The sequence below is a fragment of the Cobetia sp. BMC6 genome, from assembly GCF_029991385.1.
Lineage (GTDB): Bacteria > Pseudomonadota > Gammaproteobacteria > Pseudomonadales > Halomonadaceae > Cobetia.
In genome coordinates this window covers 1-18,518 of record NZ_JAKUMF010000012.1, presented here as the reverse complement: position 1 = coordinate 18,518, position 18,518 = coordinate 1, and the positions used below count along the sequence as shown (strand labels likewise).

The window sequence follows — 18,518 nt, the reverse complement described above, 5'->3', positions numbered from 1 at the left end:
TGATGAAGGGGCAGTGGCGGGCGTTGTCGTCTGTGAAGGTCGCCGATCACCCAGTGCGGCCGCGCGATCTCACCTCGGGCGGTAGGGCTCGGCCGGATGAGCGGTCTGGTAGGCGTCCATATAGGCGGTGGCTGCTTTCAGGAGATGGACGTCAGCGTGCCTGGCGCCTGCCAGTTGAAAGCCGACCGGCAGTCCCTGCGAAGTGAATCCGCAGGGGACCGAGGCGGCGGGTTGGCCGCTCAGATTGAAGGGGTACGAGAACGGCGTCCATTCCTCCCAGTCGTGCCATTGGCTGGCGGGCGGCACCTGATGATTCAGTGCGAAGGGGAGGACGGCGACGCTTGGCGTCAGCAGCAGAGGGTAGTCCTGATGGAAGCGCTCAAGCTGTTGGGTGAGCCGGTGCCTGGCCTCGAAGGCCTCGAACAACTCAAGCGAGGTCCAGTCGCGGGCACGCATGGCATTCTCGACCAGGCCGGGGTCGAGCTGTTCGCGCTGGCGGGCATCACAGCCTTTCCAGACCCCTAGCGACGCGGTGAACCAGATCTTGCGAAACATCTCGAGGCTTGAGTCGATGGGGGGATCGACCTCCACGATTTCGGCGCCAAGCCCCGCCAGACGCTCTGCGGCGCGTGCTACCCGACTGGCGATCTCGGGGTCGACATCGGCCTGCCCGAGGCGCGGGGAGTAGGCGATTCGCAGGCCTGTCAGTGGCGTGCCGATCTCCACGCCCCAATCCTCGGGTTGTCCGCGGGTGGCGTAGGGGTCCTGTGCATCATGACGGCCGAGGACATTGAGCATGGCGGCGGCGTCGCGCGGGCTGCGGGTGAGCGGCCCGATACTGGACAGGGATGCGGCCTGGGCGGGAGGCCACTGGGCTGTCCAGCCGAAGGTAGGCTTGAAGCCGAAGACACCGCTGAAGGCGGCGGGAATGCGAATTGACCCGCCGGAATCCCCGCCCTGATGCAGGACTCCCAGGTTCAGGGCGGCGGCGGTGGCCGCACCCCCTGAAGAGCCGCCCGGGGTCAGCGCGGTATTCCAGGCATTGCCGGTGGCGCCATGCACGCGATTGTCGGTGACGGCCTTCCAGCCGAACTCGGGGGTATTGGTCTTGCCCAGCAGAATCGCGCCTGCCTCGCGCAGGCGCCGCACCGGAGGGGCGTCCTGCTGACAGGGCGTGGCCGCCGTGGTGAGCGAGCCCTCGCGCGCCGGCATGCCGGCGACATCGGTGAGATCCTTCAGCGAGGTCGGGATGCCATCGAGCGGGCTCAGGGGCTGGCCCGCCTGCCAGCGCTGTCTGGCGTGATGCGCCGCCTCCAGCGCCGTGTCATGCGCGACATGCACGTAGGCGTTGACCGCCGGATTGAGTCGCTCGATACGGGCGAGCACTGCCTGTGTCACTTGCAGCGGGTCGAACTCGCCACGTTGGTAGCCGCGCGACAGCTGCTCGGCGTCCAGGGTGGTCAGGTCATCCTGGGCGGAATGTGGCGTCAGGTCGTGGGGAAATTCGGCGTCGGGCATGGCGGCTCTCCTACGGGTGAACGGGGCCTATCGATGGATGGCATATGGCGCTTGCATGGACGAGCGGTACGCTGTGGCTGACGCATCGCTGACAAGACGTGGCCTGTTGTTCATGGCCTTGGGTCAGCGGGGCGAAACTCAAGGCTTGTCGAGGCTTGAAAAGCTCGCGGGAGAGCCGCATGGCGGTGAATGAGCATGACAGCTAGTCACCGCGTCAGGCTCGCTGGCGCCGATCATGGCGCATGAAAGTCATTCAGAGTGACGGGAGGAGAGTCATGCCAGCCAAGTCCAGGGCACAGCAGATGGCAGCAGGAGCGGCGTTGGCCGCGCGCCGGGGAGAGCAGAAGGCGAGCGAGCTGGTGGGCGCGGCGCGTTCGATGTACGATTCCATGAGCGAGGAGGAACTCGAGAAGATGGCCTCCACCTCACGCGAGGGGAAACCGCGGCACGACAACCAGAGCGACGATTAGCACGACGACCAGAACGACAACCAGCACGACCGCCACGATCGAGGTGGTGCCGAGAAGAAGCCACCCTGAGTGGTTTGCTCAAATGACAGGGCGCCCGGCAATTGCCGGGCGCCCTGTCATGAGTCGCGTCATTCGCTGTCGAGAGAGGGTCAGCGCTGGTCGTCCAGGCTCTCGTGAGGCGGCTGATGCGACTCGTTGTCAGGCGGTGTCGGGCCGCCATTGGCCTTCGGACTGACCTTGGGCATCGCGATATCCGCACGCTTGCTGCGCCGCTCCTCGGTGCTGATGCCCAGGCGTTCATCGCGGCGCTTCATCAGCTCCTCGTCGATCTGGCCGTCACGGGTGAAGGCCATCATCAGTTGCGGAATCCCATAGGGGAAGTCGTCGCGGTCGATCTGCCAAGTGTGGAAGGTCTTGCCGTAGGTCGTGACCAGATTCTCGAAGTAACTGCGCTCGGCCAGTTCCGGGATGCCCGGAGCCACCAGGATGCCGGACTTCACCTCATAGTGATGGCTGTGCCAGAGCGGCTTCTCTTCTTCGGGGAGTCGCTCGTAACGTTCGGCGCTGATGATGTACTCGATCCCGATCAGACGTGCGTCGTTGCGGTTGGAATCGAAGATGACGCACTGGTGGAGATCATGTTCCAGGTGGATGCAGAAATGACTGGCTTCCACCTGGCGGCCCATGTCATCGGCGTAATGGTGGAAGCCGTTGAGGTAGGTGCTCATCGCTTCCATCGGGTACTTGCGTTGCATGACCTGCGAGGCCGCGTCCAGCACCTGGTGCTTGAGCGGATGGCCGCTGCTGACCTTGCGAGCACGGTTGAGACGGCGTCCCAGAAAGAAGGCGGTCGCCGCTGCCGCACCAGCGAGCAGGCCAGTGCCGAAGCCGCGCGTGGAGTGTGAGGCGTGATGGCATGGGGTGGACGTACGATGATGCATACTTCCTCCTGCGTGGTCGTCTCGAGTAAGTGAGAATCCCTGTCACACCTTCTCATTGCGGTGCATCTTGCTTGGCGAGGTCAAGGGGTGCGCGATGGTGACGTTCGGAACACGGCAATTCGTGCTCAAGGATTGCCTTGTGTCGCCTCCGCCCTCATGAATGAGGGAAATGATGACTGTCATGGCGTCATCGTTGCCCTGACAAGCCCCCCTGAGTGACAGGCCGATGCCATGCACCTCCCTTTGATTGCCTGGAGATTGAATGAAACAGCTGATATTTGATTGTGATGGAGTCCTGGTCGATAGCGAGATCATTGCTGACGGCGTGCTCAAGGAGAAGCTGCCGCTGTGGCTGCCGGATCTCGGTACGAGCGAGCAGATCGAGCATGAGCTGGATCGCTGCCTGGGGATGATGACGCGTGACATCCTGGTGGACCTGGAAGGCCGCAGTCAGCATCGCCTCCCGGCCGATGCCCTGGAGCAGGTTCGTGTGGAGGTGGATCAGCGTCTCGCCAATGGCCTCGAGGCCATGCCGGGCGTGGTGAAGACGCTCGAGTGGATTCGCGGTCAGCGCCTGCCTCTGGCGGTGGTGTCCAACAGCTCCGCCTCACGCATGAAGATCAACCTCGAGAGCTCGGGACTGCGTGGCATTCTGGACGAGATCGCCGCGGCCAATGGCGACCGCGAACTGCCGATCTTCACCTCCGATGACGTCATCAACCCCAAGCCGGCGCCCGATCTCTATCTGCTCGCCCTCAAGACGCTGGGGCGTTCCGCAGAGGAATGCCTGGTGGTGGAGGATAGCCGCACGGGAGTGCAGGCAGCCGTGGCTGCGGGTCTCAAGGTCTTGGGGCATCTGGGGGCCAGCCACATTCCGCCGGGCCACGCCGAGGTGCTGCGGGATACCGGCGCCTGGCAGCTCATCAAGCATTGGGAGGAATTCCCCGAACGCTGCCGGGAGGCAGGCCACCAGGTGCAGGAGCCGGCATGACACGATGCCGTCCGAGGTGAACGACTGACATTGTGAACCTGCAGGACGGCACTGGCCGGCTGTTGTAACATCGCAGGAGTGCCGTCATCGAAAAAGCGTCACAAGGGTGTCGCCACAGCGTCGCAAGCCGCTGTGCCTGATACCGTCGCGTGTTGAGATGCCGGCAGTCCTGTCTATTCATCGCTCCCTCGTGGCTTCTGGAGCTACCTCTTCGTCTTTCGGAAATCGTGATGATCAACGCCTTCATTGCCAGTGATACCTTTGAAAACAAGGGCTATTGGCTGCGCAAGCGTGTCCCCTGGTTCAGTCGTCGTTACGACGCCCATTACGGCATTGACCAGCTTGAGCCCGGCACCCCTCGGCATCAGCAAGCCTCTGCGGCGCTTGAGCATCTGCGCGCCGCGTGCGAATGCCAGACGAGCGGACATCAGGCGAGCGAAGAGCAGCAGGGCGTCGAGAAGATCATCTGGATGTATTGGCATGCCCCGCTTCAAGAGGCGCCGGAAGTGGTGCAGTTGAGCGTGGCATCCTGGCAGAGACAGAATCCGGACCACGAAGTGCGCCTGTTGAACGCTGACAATCTCGAGCAGGTGCTGGGCGTGGACCTCATGGCGGCGTTCGAGCTATCCACCGTCAGGCTGTCGATGGCGATGAAGACAGATGTTCTCAGACTCTATCTGTTGAGTCGCTTCGGTGGCATCTGGGCGGATGCCACGACGTTCTGCCTGGCGCCGCTCGCGACATGGTTGCCCGGCGCCACCGCCAGACATGGCGTCTTCACCTTCCGTCAGCACAAGGCGCCCAGCCGGCCCGTGGAAGCCTGGTTCATCGCCGCCCGGCAAGGATCCCCGGTGGTCACGCGGGTTCTGGCACTGTTCGTGGAGCATCTGTTCCAGCCACGCCAGACGGCCGTGTTCGTGTCCAATCGTGCCAAGAATCACGCGAAGCTGGGGATCGGGCGTCAGCATCCCACGCTGCTGTATGCCGATTTCGTTCGGGACGCCGAGCGCCACGGTTTCATGCCGTATTTCTCGGTGGGCTACTTCTTCAACGAGAGCCTGCGTCAGCACTACACGCCCTCTCTGATCGAGGCGTTCATGGCGCTGGACAATCGCTTCGCCAGCAATGGTGCACCGTTCGAGGTGTTCGAGACGGCCGTGGTCTCCAAGCAGACTTACAAGCGAGACTACGAGCACCGTGAGTTGTTCAAGGCACGCAAGGCCCACCTGCTGGCGCTGCTGGAAAGGCATCCCGAGACAGCGCCAGAAGCGGCCGAGGTCTGAGCCTGGCCAGTGTCCATTCCTCGGTGTCTATCCTTGGGTGTCGACAGATGAGGTCAGCGGCGTCGGCGGGAGGGTGACGCGAGGGTGATGCAAGAGTGACGCGAGAGTGACGCAAGAAAGCAAGACGACAAGACAGGCCCCCGGAGTCTCTCCGGGGGCCTGTCTTGTCGTGGGACGTAGCAGTGGGAGCTGGCAGAAGGGCGTGCTTGCCGGAGAGCCCCACAGAGCCTGCGAGGCGTTGGGCGTGTCATCGCTAGCGAAAGCAGATCCGTGTTCCCCAGGCCAGCAATTCCTCCTGAGTGAGGGAGCGCGACACCATGCCGATCATCTCATCCCCCCACTGATCCGCCCAGGTCAGCACGCCGTGACTGATGCCCCGCGATCTCATGAGGTCGCGTATCTCTCCCGTGCCCTTGAACCACAGGGCCTTGCCATCAAGGCGAGTCAGATCGGAAATGCTGTGGCAGTGGTGAATGTGCACCTTGTAGATGCCATCCAATGACATGACCTCGACGACCGGCACCATGCCCTGTTGCAGGGCGCGCGACAGAGAGTCGAGCGTCATGCTGGCCTCAGCCTGCTGCTCGGCGGGTGAGCTGACATGCAGCGTGTCAGGGGGGGCGTTGTAGGGAGGGTGGCAGTCTCGGTATTCGCCGTGTGGCGCGAGGTGGAGGCTTGAACAGGCATCGGGGATTCTCTCCGTGGCAGGTCATCTTTCTATCACTTGTGTACAAGTAATGTAGAAGTCTTTCGGCGTGCTCGCCAATGCCTGTTAGGAGCTGCCTGCCAGGAGTCATCTGGCAAGCTTCGCCTGCCATGAATTCTCACACCGCTTTCCGATATCAGGATGATACCCGTCATCTGCCTGCCCCTTGGCGCACCCAGCGCCGGCCAGACGCAAGTTTTCCATCGCTGGCCCTTGAAGTTCTGGGAAATCAGAGTCATATCTACAAGGCACTGCGAATATTCGTTGGCGATAGCGCTACTCGTTTCTCGCTGGTGCGCGATCCACCTCACCGCTGTCACAGCTCACAGGGAGTAGCGATTTATGACATCTGGAGGAAAACGCGTATTCAGCGCGTCGGTCATCATCATTCTGGGGCTGGTCGCATTGGGGGCAGGATTCCCCACCCGTTTCGGTGAATTGGCAGATCAGGCGCTCGGCGCCGTGACCAGCATGTTCGGCTGGTTCTATCTGATATCCGTCTTTGGTTTCGTGATCTTTCTCATCAGCCTCGCGTTGAGCAAGTACGGCAAGATCCGGCTCGGCCCGCAGGATAGCCGGCCTTCCTATACCTTCTTTTCCTGGGTCAGCATGTTGTTGGCAGCAGGGTTCGGCGTCGGCCTGGTGTTCTATGGCATGGCGGAACCCATGCAGCACTATCTGAAGCCGCCGTTCGCCGATATGCCAGGCGAGACACCCGAATCTGCGCGCTATGCCATTCAATATGCCTTCTTCAACTGGGGCGTCCATCAGTGGGCTGCCTTCTCGGTGGTCGGTCTGATCATTGCCTATTTCCAGTTCCGAAAGGGACAGGCGGGGCTGGTGTCCTCGGTGCTGTCTTCCGTGACGGCCAAGCACCCCAAGGCACGCCGCTTCGGCTCGGTGCTGGATGTCTTTGCAGTGGTGGCGACCGTGATGGGGGTTGCGACATCGCTGGGTCTGGGCGTGTTGCAGATGAATGGGGGGCTGCACTTCGTCTTCGGCGTGGAAGAGGGCTGGCAATGGCAGTTCATCATCATGGGCGTGATGTTCTGTGCCTACATGGCCTCGACTTGGTCCGGGCTCGACAAGGGCATCAAGCGCCTGTCCAACCTCAACATGAGCATCTGCATCGCGCTGATGCTGTATGTGCTGTTCACTGGCCCGACGCTGGAGATCCTCAAGACGATCACCCTGGGTATCGGTGATTATCTGCAGAATTTCATCGGCATGAGCCTGCGCATGTCGCCCTATGACGGCAATGACTGGAACAGCTCCTGGACTGTCTTCTACTGGGCATGGGTCATCGCCTGGTCGCCGTTCGTCGGCACCTTCGTCGCGCGTGTCTCGCGTGGCCGCACCATCAAAGAGTATGTGGTGGGCGTGCTGATCGTGCCGCCGCTGCTGGCGTGCCTGTGGATCGGTGTCTTCGGTGGCGCGGCGATCAACATGGAGTTGGCCAGTGATGTCGGTCTGGCTGCCGCGACGGATGCCAACATCACGTCTGCCTTGTTCGAGATGTTCGATCTGATGCCCTTCAGCAGCGTGCTGTCAGTGGTCGCGATCATGCTGATCTTCATCTTCCTGGTGACTTCTGCCGATTCGGCGTCCTACATCGTGGCGCAGATGACTGATGGTGGCTCGATCAATCCGCCGCTCTACAAGCGTATCGCCTGGGGTGTGCTGATCGCGGCCATCTGCCTGACGCTGATCTCGACGGGCGGTCTCAAGGGCTTGCAGTCAGCCTCGGTACTCTCGGCCTTGCCGTTCACCTTTATCATCTACGGGATGATCGTGGTGCTGGTGAAGGAGCTGCGGGCTGATCGTCGCCAGATGCTCAGTCAGCTGTATCGTCGTCATGGTGAGACACCGGTCGGTGCGGATATCTTCGAAGCTGACAGCCTGGCCGAGGAAGACCGCATCCGCCGTGCACCGGACGTCAAGAATCGTCGCGTGAACCCGCGCGACCATCATTGAGCCGAGTCGTGACATGAACTTATCGTCATGAACTCATCGCCTTGAGCTTATCGTTTTAAGCTCATCGCCTTCAGCTCATGACGTCAATGCGTGCCTTCACGGCAGGCTCAGAACGACAAGACGCCGCTCACAGGAGATGTGAGCGGCGTCTTGTCTTGGCAAGCCAGTCAGCGTGAAGGGGCTCACGTCATTGACTGGCGGCCGGCGACCTCGGCGAGTATCTCGTAGCTCTTCAGGCGGTCGGCATGCTCATAGAAGTCCGAGTTGAACATCAATTCGTCGGCCTGCGTAACTTCCAGCAGATGCTCGAGCTCGCTGCGAATGCGCTCTGGGCCGCCGATAATGGCAGCGGCCAGATTCTGGCCGACCATGGCTTCCTCGCGTGCTGACCAGTCCAGTGTCTCGCGTGGGGGCAGGGTGCGCGTGCTCTTGCCGCGGATCAGGTTGAGGAATTTCTGTTGCTGGGTGCTGGCCAGGAAGTGGGCGCGTTCATCGCTGTCGGCGGCGATCAGCGGTAGGCCGAGCATCACGTAGGGCGCGTCCAGCACCTCGGAGGGCGTGAAGTTCTCGCGATAGAGCTTGATGGCCTCCAGCATGTAGCCGGGGGCGAACTGACCGGCGAAGGCGAAGGGCAGGCCTTTTTTCGCTGCCAGGCGTGCGCTGTAGTCGCTGGAACCCAATAGCCACAGGGGGACATGAGTGCCTTGCCCCGGCATGGCCTTGACGCGCTGACCGGGTGAGGCCTCGCCCAGATACTGCTCGAGTTCGGCCAGCCGCTGGGGGAAGTCATTCACGCCGGCGGAAGGGTCGCGGCGCATCGCCTGCATGGTGATGCCATCGGAGCCCGGCGCGCGGCCAAGCCCGAGATCGATCCTGTCGGGGTAGAGTGTGGCCAGGGTGCCGAACTGCTCCGCCACCACCAGCGGGGGATGATTGGGTAGCATGATGCCGCCCGAGCCGACCCGCAGGCGGGAGGTCTTGCCCGCCACATGGCCGATCAGCACCGAGGTGGCGGCACTGGCGATGCCATCGATGTTGTGATGCTCGGCCAGCCACAGGCGATGAAAGCCCAGCGCTTCGACATGCTGGGCGAGACTGACGCTATTGTGGAAGGTTTCAGCAACACTGCCGGTATCGCGGATGGGGGCAAGGTCCAGCACCGAGAGTGGGATCGTGCCCAGGCGTGAGGTAGGGGCTGTCGTCATGTGCGCTCCTGATAGCGGATTGGCGTGCAGAGAGCAGCCGGGGCGTGGCCCCTCAAGGGTGTGTGGCTGGTCTGCTGAATGGCGTCCAGCATAGTGGACAGCCGCGTCTCTGACAGCGCCTCGCCCCTTCATTTCACTGTTTCTGATATGGCATATATGAGGCGGTCGATACGTCATGCCATTCACGGTGGTCAGTCACCCTGGGGCAGGTGAAGCCCAGGGCAGGTGAAGTCCAATGCAGGCGAAGCCCGGGGCAGGTAAGGGCCTGCATCGCGCACAGGAGGCGAACATGAACGGTTTGCAGTACAAGCAACGCCGCAAAGGCATGGGGCTCACGTTGATATGCCTGGTGCTCATCGGCCTGGGCGTTGCGATCCAGCGCGACATCATCGTGCTGGAGCGCTGGATACCCGCTCACTATCTCCCGTGGGAGCCACTGCAATTGGAGGACCCGCCCGGCATGGTGACCGGCTGGAAGCTCTCACGCTTGAACGAGAACCCGGCCGCCTGTCGCGCATTTCTCGAGCGGGAAGCCCCGCAACGGGTTTCCTTCCTGCCGGACCGCCCCAGCGACAACGGCTGTGACCTCATAAACAGCGTACGCATGCATTCGGCGTCAGGCGTGAGTGGTGAGCAGGGCGTTCGCTTCAACCAGTCCTTCATTGCCAGCTGCCCGCTGGCGGTGAGCTGGTTGCGCTTCGAGCGCCATGGGCTCAAGTCTGCGGCGCAGGAAGTCATGGGGAGCGAGGTGACGCAAGTGTCCCATGTGGGCAGCTACGCCTGCCGCAACATCTACGGACGAGAGAACGCACGTCGCAGTGAACATGCCACTGCGGATGCGCTGGATGTCACAGGCTTCACGCTGGCGGACGGCCGTCAGGTTCGCCTGCCGCGCGACTGGACGGCGCCCGAGGATGAAGATGCCCCGGGCCGCTTCCTGCGTGCCGTGCAGGACGCCGCCTGTGAGAGTTTCGGTACCGTGCTGGGGCCGGATTACAACGCCGCCCATCGTGATCACTTCCACCTCGGCACGCGGGGCTGGCGATTCTGTCGCTGAGCAATACTTAATGCTGCGTCGGGCAAGAGTGCGGCAATGCGGACATCCGCGCACTCTGTCAGTGGGTCATTATTGGCTCGGCGTGATAAAGGGGACTCATGTTTGCCACGCCTGTCATCATTTGTCGGTGTCGCTGTAGGAGACTCGCGCTTGCATGGGGGGAATTACGCCTGATCACGGGCAGATTCCTCGCATTTATTTGCTTTCACTAATACCCTGCGGGCAAGCATGCCTTCCATGGCATATATCGCGAAAAGCCTCTTGTTCAATGACAGGGAGTCAAGAATGACAGGGATGACGAAGGTGTTATTGGCAGCTTCCATCACCTTCGTGATGGCCGGCTGTACCTCGGTGCAGGTTCAGCCTCTGGAACGCATGTCCTATCTGGATACCGTGTGCATCGAGCGCAATGAAGCCGTGATCGTGCCGGGCTTCCTGAGTGTGATCAAACGGGGCTTCAGTCGCAATGGCTTGAATACGCGAGTCTATGACGCTCCGGTCCCCGGCCATTGTGAAGTGATATTGACGTATACCGCTTTGCGCTCCTGGGACGTCACGACCTATCTGTCACACGCAGAACTCTGGCTCAATGATCCGTATGGCGATGAAATCGCCTATGCGCAATATCATCTTGTCGCAGGGGGCGGCCTGACGTTCTCCAAGTTTGCCGGGGTCGAAACCAAGATGAACCCGGTCATCGATGACTTGCTCGTCAATTACTGACGCCTCAGCCGTGATGGGCATCCAAGCCTTTTCCTTGCACGCCTCACCGGTACGTCATCTCTCACCATGATGGCGCACTTGATAGCGGGCCGGCGCTTGTGTCATGTGCCGGCCCAGCGGAGACTTTCGATCCATCTGGTGTGCTGGAATCTCAGGGTGCCATGCCCATGCCACGGCTGATCGTCGGGGCGCAGCGCTCGGGGTTGATGCTGACCACGCGTAGGCGATGCCCATCGGGGAGCACGCAATCGAGCACCTGCCAGGCACAGCCGGGGGCGCTGCTGCCGTGACTCTCGATCAGATGCGCTCCCTGGGCCTGCCATTGTTCGCGGAAGCGGGCAAAGTCCGTTCGCTCGATCTCAAGCGTCAGCTGGCGGCTGTCGGGTTGCTCGGCACTGCGCTGCAACAGCAATACGCTGGTCTGCTTGTCTCGGCGATGGTTCAGCTCCAGGGTCGCGCTGGTGGCGTTGCGCAGCAGGATGGGCAGGGCGAGTGTTTCGGTGAAGAAACGGCAAGCGGCATCGAGGTCGCGCACTTCAAGGATGGCTGGGTGCAGGGAAAGGCGCTGAATCATGGCGAAGCCTCATGGCGTGAGGGGAAGAAGGGGATGGGGGACTGGCTCAATTGCAGGAGCATGGAGACAGTGTCGTGTCCGTCCGGGTGAGACGCACTTTGAATCTGATGATGGTGGTGATGGCTTTACGCTATCTGGGGCCTTGTCGCGCTCGCGAAGGCCCGGGGCAATCGCTGTGGCAACTTGTCGCATTAGTGGTTTCGCGGGTGTGAATGGTTAGCATCCCTGTCATCGACCCTGCTGCCTTTACCTTCTCTGCACGCCACGCTGGAGTGTTCATGTCGCCGCGCAAGCTGATCCTGATGGGACTCAGTGCTTTTGCCCTCGTCATTATCGCGTTGATCACGGGGCTTTCTGCCTCGCATCAACCGCGTGATGCGTGGCCGACGACGCTCGAGCTGCCTTCCACGCGTGGACTGCTGCACGCGGACACCCTGTCTCGGGGGGAAGCGGGTCACCTGAGCGTGCTGATTCCCGGCTTTACGCATTGTCCGGATATCTGTCCGTTGTCGCTTGCCCGGCTGCAGATGGCCTGGCAACGCCTTGACGAGACTTCACGCGCGCATCTGCATCCGATGTTTCTGACGCTGGATCCGGCGCGCGACACCCTGCCCGTGCTGTCACGTTATCTGTCTGCCTTCAGCCTGCCGGTGACCGGCCTTCGCCTCCCGTCACAGGACGACACGCGTCTGGAGGAATTCACCCAGCGCCTCGGTATCCAGTTTCAGCGGCGAGAACCTGAGCAGAGTCATCCCCCTGAACACGCGCAAGCGCAGGCGTCGGCCGGTGAGACCGATTACATGATCGACCACAGCGTGGCGATCTTCGTGATCGACGAGCAGGGAAGGCTGCGTGACACCCTGCCGCTCAGTCAGACGCCTGCGCAACTTGCCGATCGACTGACGTTCCTGCTCCAGACCGTGGCCGCAGCGACGTCTTCTGACAGTGTTGCGACCGTCAACACGAGCGAAAACGCGAACGTGCCGGCCACGGGGGACGCATGACAGTGACTTGTCCCTCGACTCGCCACGCCAGGCGTGAATCCGTCTCCTATCATCGCGCCCTGTCGCGCCTGACTGCGGCCAATGGGCATGTCGTCTTCGTGATGCTGATCGCGTTGGCTGCCATGCTGGTCATGCCGCTGGCGGCCCCGCGTGTGGTGATGGTCAACGACCATGCCGTCTTCGAGAGCGTTGGTACCGGGCGTTGGGTGAGTGCCGATAGCGACTGGATAATGCGTGCCGCTCGCGAAAGCGGTTCGCAGGCGCAGATCACCCATAGTTCCGCTGCCTCGGATTGTCCATTGGCCAGCATGGCGGCCTTCACGCTGGCATTGGTCGCCGTTGCCCTGTTGCTGGCGTTGGGGCGGTTGTCTCGAGACACGGTCCCGCGTCCCTGCCTTGTCGCGTTTCGCGACATCAATGTCTATCTGCGTCCGCCCGGGCGGGCGCCACCCCACGATTCCCTCGCGCCATGAATTGCTGGGCCACCTCGCGGTGGCTCTCCATAGTGTTCGGTGACCTCACGTTGACCGGCGGACAAAGCATCCGTCGCGCGTCGTGGCACCTGTCGATGGGTAATCGAGATGAGTTCAACAACCAATACCGACTCCGCGGGTCGCGCCGCTCGCGGTTTCAGCGATATCTACCGCGCCGTGTGGCGCTGGCATTTCTATGCTGGCCTGCTGGTGCTGCCTTTCCTGACCTTGCTGGCCGTCACCGGCGGTCTTTATCTGTTCCGTGAAGAGATCGACCACTTCGTGCATGCCGACCTGATGAAGGTCAACACGCCAGTGGTGCAACAGGTCAATGGCCAGGCACAGGCGAGTGTCCCGCTGAGCGATCAGGTGCGTGTCGCCGTGGAAAGTCTGCCCGGCAAGGCCGTGCGTGTCGTGCCGCCTGCGGCCAGTGACTTGACCACGGAAGTCGATATCGTGGCAGCCGATGGCAGTGGCAAGCAGGCGGTCTACGTCAACCCTTACAGCGGTGAAGTACAGGGGCAGATGGCCTACCGTGACAGCATCATGTGGACGGTGCGCAATCTGCACAGCCTCGCCATCACCGGCCCCATCGGCAATGCCGCGATCGAGATCGCTGCCGGCTGGAGCATTCTGCTGGTACTCAGCGGCCTTTATCTGTGGTGGCCACGGGGTCAGAAGGGTGGTGTCGTCACGCTGCGTACCACGCCTGCGCGTCGACTGTGGTGGCGTGATTTGCATGCCGTGTGTGGCATCTTTGCCGCTGGTTTCATCCTGTTTCTCGCCGTGACCGGCATGCCGTGGTCAATGGTGTGGGGTGCCAAGGTCAACGAGTTGGCCAACGGGCATAACTTCGGGTATCCCGATGGCGTGCGCGTGAATACGCCGATGTCCGATACGCGGCTGGTGGACCAGGAGCGGACGACCTGGTCGCTCGAACAAGCCATTATCCCGTTATCTTCCTTGCCGGCTACAGCGACAAGCCACGTCGTGGACGAGGGGGAGCATGCCGGGCATGGCGGTGGGGGCACCAAGTCTGGTGCCGAGCAGGCCTCCGCCGCCGCGGCCGTGCCGCTGAGTGCCGCCGCGATTGCCCATGCCGATATCGGCCTCGATCAGGCTGAGCGCATCTTCGCTCGCGAAGGCCTGGCGCCGGGCTATGCCATCAATCTGCCGGGCTCGCCGCAGGGCGTCTACACCGGCTCCATCTATCCGGATGCGCTGGAGCGCCAGCAGGTGGTGCATGTGGATCGCTATTCCGGCGATGTGCTGCTGGACATGCATTACGCCGATTATGGCCCGCTGGGCCGAGCGTTGGAGTGGGGTATCAATGTCCACCTAGGGCAGCAGTACGGGCTGATCAACCAGCTGGTGCTGGTACTGGCCTGTATCGCGATGGTGATGATGAGCGTCGGTGCGGGCGTGATGTGGTGGAAGCGTCGTCCGGTGGGCGGTATCGGTATCCCGCCGCTGCCCAAGGAGCGCAAGCGTATCGCCGGTGTCTGGGGCTTGATGATGATCATCGGTGTCATCTTCCCGCTGGTCGGCCTCTCGCTGGTCGTGATGGGGCTGCTGGATTGGCTGTGGATTCGCGCCACGCACAAGCGAGGGGATGACCTGCAGGAGGCCAGCGCATGACACTGTCTCTCGTCAATTTCCCGATCCGTGCGCGTCGCTTGTCATCGCCAGTGAGCGCATCGCGTGGTCGTCTGCCCTTGGCCATTGCTGCCGCGATCGCGGGTAGTGGCACGCTGCCGGTTTACGCCGATGCTGACACCACCAGCGTATTGCCGTTGATCCGTATCGAGGCTCAGGCGCCCATGGCCAGCCCCGTCCATGACGTGCATGCGGGGCATGCCAAGGGCGACATGGACCTTGGCGAACAGCTGCGCGAGGTCAATGGTGTCAGTGGCTCGCGCTTGGGTAGTCACGGTGTTTCGGCCATCTTCCGTGCGCAGGGCGGTGAGCGTATGATCCAGGAGGTGGATGGCGCATCGCTTTATCCCGCCTGTCCAGGGGGCATGGACACCACACTGGGTTACGCCACTGCCGGCAGTCAGTCGGACCTCACGCTCTACAAGGGCGCGCAGACCGTCAGTCGCGGCCCCAACTTTGCCGCGGGCAGCATCGAGGTGACGCGTCAGACGCCTTCGCGCACCGATGATGATGGCGTCCAGGGTACCTTGGGGGCTGGCTGGCGCAGCAATGATGACGCCACCAGCGAGACTCTGTCACTGACCGCCAAGCAGGGCGATTTCTGGACCGCGCTGGACTTCGAGCATTCCGAGCGCAACAACTACGAGGATGGCAATGGCGATACCCAGTCAGGCGCGTATCGCAGCGACAATGGCAGTATCCGCATTGGCGCCTTCGCCACCGAGGATGTCGCCATCGAGGCGGGTGTCGCCGTGGTGCGCATCGATGATGCCCTGTATCCCACCATGGATGCGCCACGCAGCGATATGGACCGCCAGTATCTCAAGCTGACCATCGACAACGTCGGGCCGTTCTCGCACACCGAGACACAGGTCAACCATGCTCGCGTCGTGCACGACATGGATAACGTCACCCTGCGTGACTTTGATGATTCCAGCGCCAACTCGATGAGCATGGACATGAGCTCGGGCATGGACATGAGCTCGGGCATGGATATGAGCTCGGGTATGGATATGAGCTCAGATATGGACATGAGCGACATGGCCATGTTCTCCAGCGCGACCACCGAGACCTGGTATGCCAGCACCCAGGGCGATATTCCGCTGACTGTCGGCGGACATGACGCGATATTGACGCTGGGTGCCGACGCCGAACGGCTCGAGAGCAATACCAACTCCCGGATGGGCATGTCACTGGATAGCCTGTCGGATAGCCAGACCTGGCCGGATGTCGTGCGGACGCGCGGTGGGGTATTCGCGGAACTGGATACCACCCTTGATGCCAACAACCGACTCGTGACCGGTGCGCGCTATGACGTCTCCATCAGTGATGCGCGAGATGCCGATGAGGTGGTGGGTAGCAATGCCTCGGCCATCTCCGCCTGGCGTGCCCAGTATGGCGATGATGTTGACGCCAAACAGCGTGATGGCGAACTCAGTGCACTGGCGCGTCTGGAGCATCGCGTCAATGAGGCGGTGAAAGGCTATGCGGCGCTCAGTCGCAGCGTACGCTTCCCGACGGCCAGTGAGCGCTATTACAACCGCCAGTCCGACTCCGATGGTTGGTTGGGTAATCCAGAGCTTGATCCCGAGATCCATCAGCAGCTCGAGCTTGGGGTGGCGGTCAGGCAGGGCGCCTGGCGTTATTCGGCGGACACCTACTACAACCGGGTGCATGACTGGATAGAACTGACTGAAGGCGACTCGCTGACCACCTACGACAATGTCGAGGCCGAGATCTACGGTATCGAGCTGGAAGCCAGTTGGCGGCAACACGGCTGGCGGCATTCCGCAGGCGTTGCCGCCACGCACGGCACCAACCTGAGCGATGGGACGCCCCTGTCACAGGTCGCCCCCTTCAATGGCTATCTGGCGACACGCTATGACGCGGATCGTTGGTGGGCAGGTGCCCGATTCGATGCGGCCGCACGTCAGTCGCGTATTTCCGACAGTGAAGACGCGACGGCAGGCTTCGGCATCGTCGGCCTGGAGGGCGGCTATCGTGTTACCGACGACATCGAGTTGAGCGCCGGCATCTCCAACCTGTTCGACAAGGTCTACGCCTACCACGTCAATCGCTTCTACGACGATCCGTTGCAGGGCGATGTACAGGTCAATGAGCCGGGGCGTATCTTCTGGACGCACGCCAGCTGGAGCTTCTAAGACTCGCACCCTCTCAATAGTGAGCGCTGGTCGCCGCTAACCGTTAGAACGCAAGAAGCCCGCCATCGGTCATGTCACCGGTGGCGGGCTTCTTGTATTACGAGCGGGCTCGAATGCTTTCAGCGCTCGCAACTCATCTCTCGAGCCTTCAGGCGCGGCCGACGTGCTCGCGCAGGTGCGTGCGGTAGGCCTGGGTGTAGGCTGCCAGGTCAGGGTTCTTGATCACATCAGTGGCCAGGTAGGTCGGCAGGGCCGTCATGCCGAGGAATTCCATCGCCTTGTGCACTGGGAAGTAGACGCCATCGATGCCCTTGCCCTCGAAGAAGTTGCCTTCTTCATCAAAGGCTTCAAGTGGCGCATTCCAGGTCAGTGACAGCATGTACTGGCGGCCCTGCATCAAGCCGCCAGTGCCGTAGCCCTGGGTCGGGCTGGTGCGATGACGCCCATCGCTGGCATACAGCGAGCCGTGGCCCTCAGTCAGGATGTCATCGAGATACTTCTTCACGGTCCACGGCAGACCCATCCACCAACCTGGGGTCTGATAGATGATCAGGTCCGCCCACAGCTGCTTCTCGATTTCCGCCTTGGCCTCGAAACCTTCCTCGATGACGGTTTCACGCACCTCATGACCCAGCTCGGCCAGCTCACCGCGCGCCAGTTCATGCAGCGTCGCGTTCAGCTCGCCATTGGAATGGGCAAAGGCCTTGCCGCCGTTGATCAGTAGAATCTTCATGCCGGGTACTCCAAAACTGTTGGCTTTTCAGCAATGGCGCACAGCATGAGCGTTCGCAAGTCATTGATAAAGCGGCACTGGCGTAAAACACCTTTGCTGTAGGTGCAACAATCCAGACGGGGCACTTCCTTAAGCCATGAGAGTCTACGGGCCGTGGCTCGCTCAGTTCTCCCGTTTCACGACTGAGGGGCGGGTCTTGTTATCGACTCTACCTAGCTTCTCATGGGAGATTTCGGCTTGGCCGATTGTCTCGATAAGGTGTCGATTGCGGTTAGGCAAAATCAAGTGCAGAAGCATTGGGTTCTACTGAACAGGATATGCCTATATGCCAATAGCTTCTCTGTCTTGCCTATCTCTGGGGGTAGTGTGTTTCAGAGCTTAGTATGAAGTGCAATCGCTGTGCTCATCATGAACTTGAATTACATAGGTGCCTATCGCATAAACTATCGATGACATACATCGCTTATCTGCTGAGATTATATTCCTGTTAGTGTTAAAGTTTATGGGAAGTGGGGGCGTAATAGTTGAATAATGGTTGAGGGAAATATTGGGGGGATCGTGTGGCGAGAAGATCAAGTGGACTGAGGGCTGTTGTCAAGACAGCTAAAACTCTCAATCGAATTTCAAAGCAAATAGAAAAAGATCGCCAACGGCAGCAGCGAGAGCAGAGTCGTCAAGAGCAGGCTGCCAATCGGGCGAGGGAACGCTATCACCGACAGATAGAGCAAGAGGAGCGTAGGGCTGAACTGGAGCGAGCACGGATAGCTCGCGAAGAAGAGCGTGCACGCCAGCAGCACGAGCGTGATCTTGCACGTATTACGCGAGATAAATTACGCCAAGAGAAAGAAAATCAGAGGTCTATCGAAAAAGCAGCGCGCGAAGAGTCACGGAGCCAAAAGCAATTCTGGAAAGATGAAGCTATTGCGGGTAAAGAGCGGAATCTGTCAACATAGTTGGCACATGAAGTGGTTCTGGCTTTTTAAAGCCCTACTGCCTGCGGTACCGGATCCCGCTCCGGATTCAGATGCACTATCTCCGGCAGGTCGAA

Annotated in this window: 17 protein-coding genes; 11 read left to right on the top strand and 6 right to left on the bottom strand. The window is 61.2% G+C overall.

Features of this window, described 5'->3' with window-relative positions; genetic code table 11:
* Positions 1-69: 69 nt before the first annotated feature.
* Positions 70-1,518, bottom strand: a complete 1,449-nt coding sequence (locus MKZ40_RS15615; protein WP_175090525.1) for an amidase — start codon at positions 1,516-1,518, stop codon at positions 70-72.
* A 275-nt stretch (positions 1,519-1,793) separates the two neighbouring features.
* On the opposite strand from MKZ40_RS15615, the gene MKZ40_RS15610 reads away from it, so the two are divergent.
* Positions 1,794-1,988 carry a DUF3008 family protein gene (locus MKZ40_RS15610; RefSeq protein ID WP_175090524.1) on the top strand — a complete coding sequence of 65 codons (195 nt, stop codon included), beginning with the start codon at positions 1,794-1,796 and terminating at the stop codon, positions 1,986-1,988.
* Positions 1,989-2,137: 149 nt separating this feature from the next.
* On the opposite strand, the gene MKZ40_RS15605 is transcribed toward MKZ40_RS15610, so the two are convergent.
* A complete protein-coding gene (locus MKZ40_RS15605; RefSeq protein WP_175090523.1) occupies positions 2,138-2,929 on the bottom strand; it encodes an OBAP family protein in 792 nt (263 codons plus the stop codon).
* Between the two features lie 262 nt (positions 2,930-3,191).
* Between MKZ40_RS15605 and MKZ40_RS15600 the strand changes: the two genes are divergently transcribed.
* Together MKZ40_RS15600 and MKZ40_RS15595 are read left to right on the top strand one after the other, a co-directional pair.
* Positions 3,192-3,920: an HAD family phosphatase gene (locus MKZ40_RS15600; RefSeq protein ID WP_175090522.1), complete on the top strand. Its 729-nt coding sequence runs from the start codon at positions 3,192-3,194 to the stop codon at positions 3,918-3,920.
* 230 nt (positions 3,921-4,150) lie between these two features.
* Complete coding sequence (locus MKZ40_RS15595; protein ID WP_175090521.1) at positions 4,151-5,203, top strand: capsular polysaccharide synthesis protein; 1,053 nt, start codon at positions 4,151-4,153, stop codon at positions 5,201-5,203.
* A 253-nt stretch (positions 5,204-5,456) separates the two neighbouring features.
* Here the strand turns inward: MKZ40_RS15595 and MKZ40_RS15590 are convergent, their stop codons facing one another.
* Positions 5,457-5,768, bottom strand: coding sequence for a hypothetical protein (locus MKZ40_RS15590; protein ID WP_175090520.1), 312 nt, complete (start codon positions 5,766-5,768; stop codon positions 5,457-5,459).
* Between the two features lie 483 nt (positions 5,769-6,251).
* Between MKZ40_RS15590 and MKZ40_RS15585 the strand changes: the two genes are divergently transcribed.
* On the top strand, positions 6,252-7,883 hold the full coding sequence (locus tag MKZ40_RS15585; RefSeq protein WP_175090519.1) for a BCCT family transporter: 1,632 nt from the start codon (positions 6,252-6,254) through the stop codon (positions 7,881-7,883).
* A gap of 182 nt (positions 7,884-8,065) precedes the next feature.
* Here the strand turns inward: MKZ40_RS15585 and MKZ40_RS15580 are convergent, their stop codons facing one another.
* Positions 8,066-9,088, bottom strand: a complete 1,023-nt coding sequence (locus MKZ40_RS15580; protein ID WP_175090518.1) for an LLM class flavin-dependent oxidoreductase — start codon at positions 9,086-9,088, stop codon at positions 8,066-8,068.
* A gap of 289 nt (positions 9,089-9,377) precedes the next feature.
* On the opposite strand from MKZ40_RS15580, the gene MKZ40_RS15575 reads away from it, so the two are divergent.
* Both MKZ40_RS15575 and MKZ40_RS15570 read left to right on the top strand, forming a co-directional pair.
* Positions 9,378-10,145, top strand: a complete 768-nt coding sequence (locus MKZ40_RS15575; RefSeq protein WP_254627193.1) for an extensin family protein — start codon at positions 9,378-9,380, stop codon at positions 10,143-10,145.
* A gap of 237 nt (positions 10,146-10,382) precedes the next feature.
* Complete coding sequence (locus MKZ40_RS15570) at positions 10,383-10,868, top strand: Sbal_3080 family lipoprotein (protein WP_175090517.1); 486 nt, start codon at positions 10,383-10,385, stop codon at positions 10,866-10,868.
* A gap of 151 nt (positions 10,869-11,019) precedes the next feature.
* Here MKZ40_RS15570 and MKZ40_RS15565 read toward each other — a convergent pair whose 3' ends face one another.
* Positions 11,020-11,442, bottom strand: a complete 423-nt coding sequence (locus tag MKZ40_RS15565; protein ID WP_043332174.1) for a glyoxalase/bleomycin resistance/dioxygenase family protein — start codon at positions 11,440-11,442, stop codon at positions 11,020-11,022.
* Between the two features lie 278 nt (positions 11,443-11,720).
* Here MKZ40_RS15565 and MKZ40_RS15560 point away from each other — a divergent pair, with 278 nt between their 5' ends.
* From MKZ40_RS15560 to MKZ40_RS15545, 4 genes are all read left to right on the top strand, one after another.
* Entirely contained in the window at positions 11,721-12,446 is a 726-nt protein-coding gene (locus tag MKZ40_RS15560; RefSeq protein ID WP_175090516.1) for an SCO family protein, read from the top strand.
* On the top strand, positions 12,443-12,919 hold the full coding sequence (locus tag MKZ40_RS15555; RefSeq protein ID WP_175090515.1) for a hypothetical protein: 477 nt from the start codon (positions 12,443-12,445) through the stop codon (positions 12,917-12,919). Before MKZ40_RS15560 ends, MKZ40_RS15555 begins: the two co-directional genes overlap by 4 nt.
* A gap of 108 nt (positions 12,920-13,027) precedes the next feature.
* Complete coding sequence (locus tag MKZ40_RS15550) at positions 13,028-14,557, top strand: PepSY domain-containing protein (protein ID WP_175090514.1); 1,530 nt, start codon at positions 13,028-13,030, stop codon at positions 14,555-14,557.
* Positions 14,554-16,737, top strand: a complete 2,184-nt coding sequence (locus MKZ40_RS15545; protein WP_175090513.1) for a TonB-dependent receptor — start codon at positions 14,554-14,556, stop codon at positions 16,735-16,737. Before MKZ40_RS15550 ends, MKZ40_RS15545 begins: the two co-directional genes overlap by 4 nt.
* A 148-nt stretch (positions 16,738-16,885) precedes the next feature.
* Here MKZ40_RS15545 and MKZ40_RS15540 read toward each other — a convergent pair whose 3' ends face one another.
* The gene (locus MKZ40_RS15540; protein ID WP_043332160.1) at positions 16,886-17,470 is read right to left on the bottom strand and encodes an NAD(P)H-dependent oxidoreductase; all 585 of its coding nucleotides are present in this window, start codon (positions 17,468-17,470) and stop codon (positions 16,886-16,888) included.
* An 807-nt stretch (positions 17,471-18,277) separates the two neighbouring features.
* On the opposite strand from MKZ40_RS15540, the gene MKZ40_RS15535 reads away from it, so the two are divergent.
* Positions 18,278-18,518, top strand: a 241-nt coding sequence (locus MKZ40_RS15535; RefSeq protein WP_217485948.1) for a hypothetical protein, incomplete at its 3' end; no start/stop codon positions are given.